Consider the following 9,643-nt stretch of genomic DNA (forward strand, 5'->3'; position numbering starts at 1 on the left):
GGGACAATTCGTTATTTGTAGGAAATACAGCGGTGAGTTGTACAGCTTCAGAAAAGCAAAAAGCCAGAGCAGTGTGAACTGTTCTGGCTTTTCTAATTTGGTGGCCCCTCCCAGATTTGAACTGGGGACCGAACGATTATGAGCCAAGCTTCAGCCCTGTAATCAACATAGTAACCCTGCCCCGAATCACTCCGAAATCCACCAGCAAAATCACATCACCTGATTATCCGCATGAATTCTCTGACGTCGACGACGGGGATTATGGGGTTGTTGGGGTTGGTAGAGTACGACAGGGTTGATGAGGATATGGGGGTAAAGTTAGGTGGAAAGACAGGAACCGGACAGGAAAAGACAGGAAGAGTTTTCTAGGCGTAATAAGTCTCGAAATGAATTTATATTATTGAATTAGAATGACTTTTACCGATTCGTAACGGTGGGGTTCTTCTTTCTAGTTCAATAAATAAAGGAAAGTTTCTATGAACCAATCTAAAGGCAGTACAGCGAATACAGAAGCTGATGCATCTAAAGCCACGTCAAAACACAATCCATTCTCTAACATCCTCAAATCAGGGGAAGCAGACAAACTAGGTTCAAAATCTCAAGGGAAAGTTCTCTACGAGATTGCTCAAAACAGTGAGGATAAACAGCTCTACTTCCGAATCTCCGGACAAAGTGGTGGTGCCGGATTACATTCAAAACAATGGGTTCCATGCTCTAAGTTATTCGAGGTTATCGAATCTCAGGGTGATAAACCATGGAAAAGTCAGGTCTACAAATCCCTCTATTCTTCCGGTTCCGCTAACAATCAGGGCTTCTGTGCCGCTATCGTTCGTGGCCTAGGTTTAGCCGTTAAAGCTGAGTCATCTATTTACCTTCATGTCGTTTCAGAGAAATATCAAGATAGGAAAAAGGAGCTTCTCGATCTCGTTAATCACATCAAACCTACCAAGAAAAAATAACAGAAGGATCTCATTATGAATTTAGTCTTCGATAAAGAGCGTCTAGTGCTACCAATTAGTACCGACCTTCAAGATGTAATTAACATGGTTATTGATCGCTCTAAGAAACTAACCCCGTCAACCCATGCTGTAACCATCAATTTTCGAGAACGTGCTTACTGTTCTGAAAATGGAGGGTATCACCCTGTCGAGATTCGTATCACTAGGCTTAACGACCAATGGGTTTTCAACTACATCACTGACTTTAGTTACTGTGGATTGATGCCTGAACTTGAGAAAGAAATCGACTTTGATTTTGGTCACGGTGTGGCTTACATCCGTTACATGGGTGAAGTTCCCATTATTGAATCCAGTGTCGCTGAGTTCTATTCGATGTGGGAAACCAATTTCCTAAGCTACGTCGGAATGGACTGCTTCGATGAGATAGAAGTTTCGATAGATTAGGGTGTCGTCGTCGACGTAATAACGACGCCGTCGATAAACCTACTCATGAACAAGTCGCTAGATAGGCTTCAATATCTCTAACCAAGGCTTGTTTTACCCATGACGGAGAAATTACATCGATATCAGGTAGCCAAGATTTGAGGACAGGCATTAATGCGTGAATATCTGATGTCTCAATGCTTATAAGTGTCGAGCCATAACCCAACTCTTTCAGCACTTGAATTGCCATAGGGTGTTCTGACCTCTGGTAATCATCAATTCGACTAGAACCTACCTGTGCGATGACCTCTACAACCCCCTGAGTATTCCAGTGTAATTCTTCTCTGATTAGTTTCTCGTTGAAGCTAGGGGAGGGAGTGTAAATATCATCGTGTTGAACTAACTCTGTAATCTCCGATACTCGAAACGAATATGACTGGTTCCTAAGTACTGAAACCAAATGCCAAATCCCATGTTCGTTAATGAGTTGGTAAGGCTCAACCTGATGATAACGACGACGCTGACACGTTAAGGTCAGAGTGTTTCGTTGATGAATAGCGTTCGCAATGACACGTAACGTTGCCTGAAAGCGACTGGAATCTTCGATAGGTAAATGACGGAACAGAATAGATTGTGTCTTATGGCTTAGTGCCTGAGTCATGACTGCTCTATCTGGAAACAACTTATCTACTCCCATACTCGATAGGGAGTTCAGAGCTAAATGAGCTTTAGGGTTACGATGATCTAATTGCTTTAAGAAGTAATATCCACCTTCTCTTTCGATAGGTAGAAATGCCAGTCGACTGAAATCTCGAAGTACAGTTCGTTCATGTACTCCAAATTCCTGCTGTAAGTCGATAAGGCTCAGTTTCTCTCCTGCATGTAATCGGGAAAGTATCTGACTCAATCGGTAGGCTAACTTCTCACTCTTATTCATATCACCAATGATGTACTGATTCGCTGACAGGTAGTGTCAGTCATCATTATTTCCCGATAGTCATGAGTAAGTGACCGATTTTGTTATAGGTTTCATAGCCCACGAAACCTAAGCCCTGCCGTTGTTCCTCAAATTAATTTTACCAACTGACACCACCTGTCAGTCCACACCTTCAAACTAATCAACAGATGTCTTCTTAGAAAGAGGGCATGCAATCTTCAAGGAAAAACAACAATGAAAACATCAATTATCCTGCTAGGTCTAACTTCACTATTCGCATCTTCGGTATTCGCAGGTGGTACGTTCGGCGGTAATCCGGGCGATATCTCGAAAATGAAAGAGCTGCTAGAGCCTCAATGGAATGGCAAGGCAGGTATTCAGAACACATCATCTTACGGTGTCATCGTGCAATGGAAAGCGGATGTCTGCGGAACAATGAATGGTCATGTCACTGATACGGCGAAATGCGGCCCAGATACCCAGAAAGGTAAAGCACAATAAATTTTGTTGCGGAGCTTGGCTCACGATGCCTCAGTTTCGAAATTGGAACTCTCTAGGCTGAGACATCAATGAGCTCCGCAACACCTAATAAACCAACAAGAAGGAGCCTTTACATGGCGATTAAATCCATAACAACACTCGTTACAACCTGTCCTGCATGTGGTGAGCGTGCTTATGATGATGGTAGCTGTCAGGTGTGCGGTCACTCTCACTAAAGCTGTATTGATAAACTCTAAAGGGTCATGTTCTTCATTGAGTATGGCCCTTTTTCGTATCTACATAAAGAGGTAGGGAAATATGCAAAGTAAAACATTCTCACAATCATCATCCCAATCAAAGAAGAACACTGGTATCCGTGGCGCTCAAGTCGGTGCTGCTATTGGTGCTAGGTATGGTCCATACCCATACTCCATATTAATCGGGGGTATCGCTGGTTTCGTCATTGGTGTCGTCGCCGACGAAGTTATAGATGATTGACGGATAAGTTAGGTGAGCAGGGGGATTACCTCTGCTTTTTTCTGCTTAATGTTAAATACATCAAATAGGATGGGCCGACAGAGCTATCTGTTGGGGATATGATCGCTTCTAAAGCATCTCGTGACATTATGAGTTATCTTGCTGACCTCCAACAACCCTGCCAACCCCACCAACTAGGGTTGTCGGAGTTGTATGGGTTAACATTCTTTTTTTTTGCAACCTTAGGGATAAATAGTGCCAATAAAGTTCAATTTGGGTATTCGCTCATCCGACCCTGATATAGTTCGTTACCAAAATGGTCTTACAACTAATAGGTTCGATTTAAAGACTCAGGGGCAGGAGCTTCCTGATAGTAAGGAAAGATCTCAATTTAATATATTGTGCTTTTTTAATTCCGAAGGGTACAAGGAATACATTGTATATATTGTGAAAACGGCTAAGTCACTTGTGAGTCATTGGAGCGATGAAAATTTAGCAAAAATGATGGGGTTCTTAGGGACAGTCAGGAAACAGATTGATGGTGGTGCACTTCTTAATGTAGAGGAAGCAACGAAGTACTACATGACATTGATTAGTGAGTCTGAGGTTGATTTTCTGAACCTAGATAGCAGTGACCATATTCTCGCAGTTTTGCCCAATAAAAAAGAAACGAAAGACTTTAAAGAGTCTTGGTACTCTCTTATTAATTGTCTCGTTGGAGAGCATGACCTTAATGAGATGCTCGGTGTTCGGCAGATAAAAGAAGCGAATAAAATCGGCAAGAATGAGATTCGCCAAAAGCATCTTTATGCTGTGTTATCTATGCATATTTTAAAGCTAGGCAAAAAATTTAAAGAAAGTGACTCTATCATTTCTGATTTTTACATTGGAGTGGCAAAAGATAACCGTGTGGATATGGTTGGACGTTTAATGGTGGCTCATCATTTTCTCGCATTAGCTGTTGGCAGTGACAACGTCCAGACTCCTGATGACTTTCTATGGCTTAGGAACTCGAAAGGTAAAAACATCACTGAATTAAAAACAGTCACCAGAGATCTTTATCTCAAAAATTGGGTTTACCTGTACAACCAAGAAAACCCCGGTGCAATCTCTAGCCAGAAGCAGTTAATCCGAATATTAGAAGAACACTTTATGGATCTTAAACTGTCGGATAGTGTAATGAAGAGGCTGGTTAAGAAGTTCAGAACCGAGAATTACTACCACCAAATGTTAGAAGATAAGCGAGATAATGAAGCTTACCTTCTAGATACGGAGTTGATACGTTTAACGATGGTAAGAACTCGTATACTTTGAATAACTTGATATGTAAGGGCTTGGAGTGTGACTTTTTTCTCTAGCCCTTAAGCCCCTCCGCCCCCTCAATTATTTCTCTTTCCTAAAAGTTCACTGAATCGGCAGTAGTTTACTGATGAAACACAAAGAGACCTCGTGACCCTTTCAAGCTGGTGACCCTGAAAAATAAGTGTTTAAGATAGGCATCCTCTAAAGGGAAATGACTACGCGGTTGTAGTTATGGCAACGATGCTCCCTTTTCACTAAGAGGACCATACCATGATAGATCTAAACAAAGCCAAACTAAGCCTATCAATCCAACAAGCTACTGCTAATGACGCTAGTGTTCCTGTGCGTCGTATTCCAAAAAATGAAATCGTCCAGCTAGGTTTAGAAAGACTAGACCTACCAGTTATAACAGAAAAAACAAAACTGCCGGGTCAGATGTATGCCACTGAAAGCCACTACTTAGTTATGGGTGAGAGTGTTCAGAAAGAGCTATTTAATGATCTAAAAATGAAAACATTTGTTCCTGCTGTGAATCAGTATGGCGAACAATTTATTGCCATTCTAAGCGCTCCTTGCCCAAATGGATTTACTTGCGGCCATTACGAGACTACTCAACACTCGATCCCGGAATTGCAGAAGGGATACGGCCAATTGGTTAATGATCAAGAGAACAAATGTTACCGATTGGAAATGGCTGATCTTCCACCATTTACGGGAGAATTTCCATCGCTAGAAGAAGCGTTAAACGAACAATATAAAAACGCGACTATTCAGCATGGCAATGAAGAAGTACTAGTGCGTTTAGGCAAAACATTCACACTGGCCTCTAAAGCTCCTGAGGAAACCCCGCCAACCCCGACAACTCTGTCAACCCTAGATGATGAGGTTGGCGATGATGAAATCGATATCGACTTAGACGTTGATTTAGATTCTATCGACCCTCTCGATGCACTCTTGGGTTAAGTGACCCAATCAGATTCCCGTATGGCTGTTATAAGTCAGCAGCCATACCCTATCGATCATAGTGAGAAGAGGGTGACTTATGAATACAGAGTTAAGCATCTACCAACATCAAGTGGAGGCTAGATTCCGCTGTAATGGTCTGCCGCTAGAGCTCCTGAGTTATGAGCAGAAACAGCTGAGATACCTGAGTTGTCTTGAACCGGAACCTTGGGTTGGATTGGGATTAAGACGTCTTCATGAAAGCTACTGCGACAACTCTAATATGGATGTTCGCCAAGACATAGCAGCGCTATACCACAAAATTAGTCGTCAAGGATTACTGCTAAACCATGAGTCATTGGCGAACTTGATTCTGGAATATAAAGAGCGATTACAGGGATCTACACTTTCCCTAAAAGAATACAAAGCATTGGATTGGTTAACTCGTTTACGAAGTGATGTTGACGGCAAGTTAAGAACCCCGATCAGACCATATCACAGCGTTACGGGGCGAGCAGGCTTACTGAGGACGACACCCATCAATGGCTATAAGGTTTTCAGAGACAAGTTACTGGCGGCCCCGAGTGGAGGTTCCGTTGTCTCTATGGATTATTCGGGATGTGAGGTGGGGATCTTAGCCGCTCTTTCAGGAGATCAGCAATTATGTAGCGATTACGCTGGTGAAGATGACCTGTATCTAGGTCTCGTCGATTGCATGTGTACCTCTAGTGGACTTCTGCTAGAGAGGGTACAGATCAAACGTCTAATACTGATGTCAATCTATGGCGCATATCCGCGAGCTGTAGCATCAACCTTAGGTGTTTCCGAAGCTGAAGCGGCTGCTCTTCAAAAGAGTGTTATGGAGCACTATCCGGAGGCATTTAAATGGTTAGAAGAACAAACTGTTGAAGCTTACCGGGCGAAGATAATCCAGTCCCGTAGTTGGCAGGTTCATGTTTCCCGACAAGCCAAACCTACTCAAGTAAGAAATTGGCCTATTCAAATGGCGGGAATGGAGATCATCAATGAAGCCTGCCTATTAGCGGATAAGCAAGGCTTAAAGATAGTCGGCGTTGTACATGACTGTATTTACATCGAAAGCGAATCTCGCCGCTTTGAACAAGACATAAAAACACTAGAAAAATCGATGCTCGTAGCCTCTGAGACTGTACTGGGTGGATTCCAACTTAAAACAAGCATCGACTTCATCACGAAAAACTAAACAAAAATCAAGGTGATTACTATGGCAATGAAAACGGGCTCTTTTATTGAAAGAACAAAGCTTGAGAAAGCAAACTTTGGCGACAGCGTAGTTGGAAAAACGCTTCAGCATGTGGTTAATGAATTCGATATTGGTCGCAACGGATACGGCGTTGCAATTTTATCAAGAACAGAAGAAGGAAAGAATCGCCTAACCTATCAGTCCAGAAGTCCACGATTCGCTCAAATCTTACGAGAAGAGATGATGCTGAGTGAAGGCATTGCACTCGACAGAGCACAGATAGATGAGATAGCAGAGAAGCTAAACGGTATTGCTGGTATCGCTAAACAAGCATCGGTGACTCATTTAAGAGTTGCACTGACCGATTGTGGTAATGGACGTGTCTTTGATGTTGGTGACGAGGAGGGCACTCAGTACCAACTCAAAGATGGAAAAGTATCGGTCATAACAGAAGGCTCTGAGCAGCTGTTTATCAGTTCTAATGATGCGGAAGCTTTACCCTCGTTGACGGAGAGAGGCGATTGGAAAAAGATTTTGCCTTATCTGAATATGGAGAAAAAGCACCAATTTCTGTTCATCGCTTGGTTACTTCATACGATGACTCTAGTCCGAGAGCCTGATGCAGCATATCCGATCTTAGTCATCTATGGTGGTCAAGGCACAGGTAAGTCTACATTCTGTAAGCGAATTATCAGACCATTACTCGACCCAAGAGCGGCAAAAATAAAGAGCTTCCCTAAGAAGCAGGAAGATTTAGCCATCTCTCTGCAAAATGAGTTTGCTTCTATTTACGATAACTTAAGATCGTTATCGAAAAGTTGGTCTGATTATCTGTGTATTGCTTCTACATATGGTGTTGAAGAAAAGCGTAAGCTTTACAGCGATGGTGATAGCGTTAAGTTTGAGCTTCACGGCAGCGTGGTACTTAATGGAATCCATGACTTTATTGAAGAACCGGACTTAGCATCACGTTCTATCTATATTTCCATGAAGCAGTTAACGGGTGAGCAGCGCGTCAATGGTAAGACTATGCTCCAAAATTTAGAGGCAGACTTACCTGAGATTTACACAGGATTACTAGAGTTACTGGCTCAGATTCTTGAAGTGCTACCAACGGTATCACTGAAAAAAGCAGGTCGCTTAAATGAGTTCTCAACGTTTTTAGCTGCTTTTGAGAGCGTTACTAAGACGCCGCAAGATTATCTTCAAAACTTGTACCTAAAGAATCAGCAGGATAGTGCATTGGAGTCATTGTACTTGAACAAGCTCGCTAAGCCCCTGATTCAACTTGCTCAGAAAGCAGGTGTGCAGGGCCGAAAGTATGCGCCTACAGAGTTATACAATGAGTTAGTTAAGGTAACGCCTTACCATGAACAAAAAGGTGAGTTCCCTGAAAACCCGATACAATTCGGCCTTAGAATCGATGGCTTGATTAGTTCAATGGGTATGGCTGGCATCAAGATTGAACGAGTAGCCCCGAAAAACTCCATATTTCTAGGTCTAATCGCGGAGCAACAGGAAGCTGCATAAGGCCAAGAAATAGCAATAAAAATTTCAGCTCACTAGATAAACGGGGATTTTCGCATCCGTTCTAACCCTAACCCCTTCAACCCCGACGACTAGGGTTGGAAGGGATGTGGAATAGCTAGTTAGGTTGGTTGTTTTGAGTTATTGGCTGGTACTGCTTTAGGGTTTAGCAAGTTGCCTGAAGTTTCATCAACTTGCTGCCAGTCCCCGATTTGTACATCGAATCCCGCATTAGCGATATCTTGTGCAATGGTTTTTAAGTATTCTTCATCAGTTTCAAAGTCGGCCAATTTGAATACCTCTCGCCCAAGTTGGCTAGAGAGTAGGACATGAAATTCAATTTTTTTCTTGGGATCTGAATGTATAGCGACTAAACCACTTTTTTTGCTTGTGAAAGCCCTCAAGAATCTTGATGGGTCTAATGAGGTAAACGTAGTAGTTAGTCCCATCGAGTCTACGCCAGATATGATTCCAATTTCTTGAAGGAAAAGTAGGTTGGTGAAGTGTAACCCCTTATCGGCCATCATTTTGTCAATGGTATCGGATTCATTTCCAAGCCCTCTAGGGTCGACAACACCTTTTAGAATTCGACCATCAATTATGAACTCACCTAGTTTACTGATCAGCTCTGCCTCACTCTTTGACAGGCTTTTGAGTAAGTCTAGTGTGCGTAGAGAGAAAGTTCCCGGAGTGGTGACCTCCCCCGCAAGAACCTTAGCCCACAATGTTTGTAAGTAGTCATTACTTACTTTTTCAGCGTTTCCTGCCCAGCTAGTGAACCAGTCAGGATCTACAGGGTCATCATTCGCATCATACTTACCTGATTCAAGTTCTTGTTCTGCAAGCAAGACTGTCTTGGTGAGATTCACTTCTTCCTGCATCGCCTGAATCTGTTTACGAGTTTTGCTTTGTCTATCCAAATTTTCCAAATTCAGGTATGGCTCAACTTTACTGCCATTCTGAACTTCAACTAACTGTTCTATAACTGTTTCGGAGTTTACTGTAATCAGTCTACGATCTTCTGTATATTGCAATTTGCCTGCTTTGATATCAGCGATCTGTTGCTCTGTCTGTGCGAGCATGAGTAGTTCATCACGTTTGGCGTCGACCTCAGCTTTACCTACTCTCTTGATTTGTTTAGGGGCAAAAATACCCCCAACACCATCGGATACTAAATCACCCAATTTTATTAATGCTTTTTCACCAGGCCAACTCATGCACGCACCTCATTTACAATATAAGACTATGATTAGATATAACTTTAACATGGTTTCGTGAAAGGGGAAGTGAACAAGGTTTGATTGTGCTGATGTTGATAATTACCCCCATATCCTCATCAACCCTGTCGTACTCTACCAACCCCAACAACCCCAT

Annotated in this window: 10 protein-coding genes; 8 read left to right on the top strand and 2 right to left on the bottom strand. The window is 42.5% G+C overall.

Annotated features, from left to right (window positions below; translation table 11 throughout):
- Window positions 1–476: 476 nt before the first annotated feature.
- Window positions 477–959, top strand: coding sequence for a hypothetical protein (locus tag AB6D80_RS12565; protein WP_065681803.1), 483 nt, complete (start codon window positions 477–479; stop codon window positions 957–959).
- A gap of 15 nt (window positions 960–974) precedes the next feature.
- The gene (locus AB6D80_RS12570) at window positions 975–1,403 is read left to right on the top strand and encodes a DUF2787 family protein (RefSeq protein WP_065681802.1); all 429 of its coding nucleotides are present in this window, start codon (window positions 975–977) and stop codon (window positions 1,401–1,403) included.
- A gap of 43 nt (window positions 1,404–1,446) precedes the next feature.
- Here AB6D80_RS12570 and AB6D80_RS12575 read toward each other — a convergent pair whose 3' ends face one another.
- Window positions 1,447–2,319 (bottom strand): helix-turn-helix transcriptional regulator, encoded by an 873-nt coding sequence (locus AB6D80_RS12575; protein ID WP_372188659.1) that lies wholly within the window; start codon window positions 2,317–2,319, stop codon window positions 1,447–1,449.
- Between the two features lie 234 nt (window positions 2,320–2,553).
- Here AB6D80_RS12575 and AB6D80_RS12580 point away from each other — a divergent pair, with 234 nt between their 5' ends.
- From AB6D80_RS12580 to AB6D80_RS12605, 6 genes are all read left to right on the top strand, one after another.
- On the top strand, window positions 2,554–2,820 hold the full coding sequence (locus tag AB6D80_RS12580) for a hypothetical protein (RefSeq protein ID WP_372188661.1): 267 nt from the start codon (window positions 2,554–2,556) through the stop codon (window positions 2,818–2,820).
- A 297-nt stretch (window positions 2,821–3,117) separates the two neighbouring features.
- Window positions 3,118–3,297 carry a hypothetical protein gene (locus AB6D80_RS12585; RefSeq protein WP_017080217.1) on the top strand — a complete coding sequence of 60 codons (180 nt, stop codon included), beginning with the start codon at window positions 3,118–3,120 and terminating at the stop codon, window positions 3,295–3,297.
- A 234-nt stretch (window positions 3,298–3,531) separates the two neighbouring features.
- Complete coding sequence (locus tag AB6D80_RS12590; RefSeq protein WP_372188663.1) at window positions 3,532–4,590, top strand: hypothetical protein; 1,059 nt, start codon at window positions 3,532–3,534, stop codon at window positions 4,588–4,590.
- 258 nt (window positions 4,591–4,848) lie between these two features.
- On the top strand, window positions 4,849–5,541 hold the full coding sequence (locus tag AB6D80_RS12595) for a hypothetical protein (RefSeq protein WP_372188665.1): 693 nt from the start codon (window positions 4,849–4,851) through the stop codon (window positions 5,539–5,541).
- Window positions 5,542–5,620: 79 nt separating this feature from the next.
- Window positions 5,621–6,742 (top strand): DNA polymerase, encoded by a 1,122-nt coding sequence (locus AB6D80_RS12600; RefSeq protein ID WP_372188667.1) that lies wholly within the window; start codon window positions 5,621–5,623, stop codon window positions 6,740–6,742.
- Window positions 6,743–6,763: 21 nt separating this feature from the next.
- Window positions 6,764–8,272 (top strand): hypothetical protein, encoded by a 1,509-nt coding sequence (locus AB6D80_RS12605; protein ID WP_017080221.1) that lies wholly within the window; start codon window positions 6,764–6,766, stop codon window positions 8,270–8,272.
- A gap of 119 nt (window positions 8,273–8,391) precedes the next feature.
- On the opposite strand, the gene AB6D80_RS12610 is transcribed toward AB6D80_RS12605, so the two are convergent.
- Window positions 8,392–9,486: a DUF2806 domain-containing protein gene (locus tag AB6D80_RS12610; protein WP_372188669.1), complete on the bottom strand. Its 1,095-nt coding sequence runs from the start codon at window positions 9,484–9,486 to the stop codon at window positions 8,392–8,394.
- Window positions 9,487–9,643: the final 157 nt, after the last annotated feature.

This window comes from Vibrio sp. 10N.247.310.17, from assembly GCF_041466605.1.
GTDB lineage: Bacteria > Pseudomonadota > Gammaproteobacteria > Enterobacterales > Vibrionaceae > Vibrio > Vibrio tasmaniensis_A.